This window comes from Streptomyces oceani (assembly GCF_001751245.1).
Taxonomy (GTDB): domain Bacteria; phylum Actinomycetota; class Actinomycetes; order Streptomycetales; family Streptomycetaceae; genus Streptomyces; species Streptomyces oceani.
The window spans coordinates 132262-133943 of the sequence record NZ_LJGU01000115.1; the positions used below are offsets into that span (position 1 = coordinate 132262).

Sequence of the window (1682 nt, forward strand, 5' to 3'; positions counted from 1 at the left end):
CACCACCGGCATCGTGAGTACGACCTTGCCCACGTGCCGTGCCTGGCTCATGAACCGCAGGGCCTCCGGCACGCGTCGCACGTCCCACACCGACACCGGCGGGTGGCGCAGGACACCGCTCTCCAGCAACCGCACGACGTCGCGCAGCATCTCGCCCAGTCGTGCCGGTCCGGCCTCGGCCAGGTCGAACGCGCGGTAGCTGACGTCCGGGTACGCGGCGCGCACCCGCTCCCCGTCCCGGATATCCGTCTTGCCCATCTCCACGAACCGCCCGCCGCACGCCAGCACATCAAGGGAGGCGTCCACGAACTCCCCCGCCAGCGAGTTCAACACCACGTCCACGCCGCGACCGCCGGTCGCCGCCAGCACCCCCGCCGCGAAGTCCGTCGTACGGGAGGAGAAGACCCGTTCCCGGCGGACACCGCCCGCGACCACCTGGTCCCACTTCGAGGGCGACGCCGTCGCGAACACCTCCACGCCCCACTCACGCGCCAGTTGCACCGCGGCCATGCCGACGCCGCCCGCGGCGGAATGCACCAGTACGGACTCGCCGCGCCGTAGGCCCGCCAGGTCGGCCAGCCCGTAGTACGCGGTCATGAAGGCCACCGGCACCCCGGCCGCCGCCACGAACGACCACTCCTCGGGCATCCGCACCAAGGCGCGCGCCTCGGCCACCACCATCGGGGCGAACGCGCCCGGGAACAGCCCCGTGACCCGGTCCCCCACACGAAGGTCCGCGACCTCGGGGCCAGTGTCGACCACCACGCCGGCGCCCTCGCTCCCCAGCACCGACTCGCCGTCCACCAGCCCCAAGCCCACCACCACGTCGTGGAAGTTCACGCCCGCCGCGCGTACCGCCACCCGCACCTCTCCCGCGCCCAGTTCGCGTACCGCCTCGGCGGACTCCACCACCGCCAGCGCGTCCAGGGACCGGGAGCCGGTCACGTCCACCCGCCAGGACGCGCCCTCGGGCGGGACGAGGGGCGCGGGCGTCGGGCGTGCCAGCCGCGGCAACCGGAGCTGGCCTCGGCGCAGCGCGCTCTCCCGCTCGCCGTTGCGTACGGCCTCGGCCAAGGCGGCGTGGGACGCGTCGGTGGCGTCGGTGTCGATGAGCGCGAACCGCCCGGGATTCTCCGTCTCGGCGGTCCGCACGAGCCCCCAGACCGCGGCCAGCGCCGGATCGGGCGCGCCGTCGCCCGGGGAGGTCACCATCGCGCCCCGTGTGAGGAGCACCAGTCGTGAGGCGTCGAACCGTTCGTCCTCCAGCCACCGTCGCACGAGCGTCAGCGCGCGCACGGTGGCCTCGCGTACGGCCGCCGGCCCGGTGGCCTCGCCCGGTTCGAGGGTGACCAGCACGTCCTCCGGTGCCGGCTCGGGAACCGTGCTGAGGTCGCGGTGCGTCTCGGGGAGGGCGCCGTCGGGTGTACGAGTCGCCTCGTCGCTAGCCGAGCCGGGCGCGACGATCCACTCCACCTCGAACAACGCGTCGGCGGGGGCCGCCGACAGCTGGCCGGCGGAGAACGGACGGAGCACGAGCGACTCGACAGAGGCGACGGGCGTCCCCGTCCCGTCGGCAACCGAGAGGGCCACCCGATCCCCGGACGGGGTGAGCCGCACCCGCAGCTCCCGCGCACCGGAGGCGTGCAACCGCACGCCTCGCCAGGCGAACGGCAGCGCGGCCC

Annotated in this window: 1 protein-coding gene; it reads right to left on the reverse strand. The window is 74.6% G+C overall.

What is annotated here, in order from left to right; translation table 11 throughout:
- Positions 1–1682: zinc-binding dehydrogenase (locus AN216_RS09715; protein ID WP_170843077.1), on the reverse strand; the 1682-nt coding region annotated here is incomplete at both ends.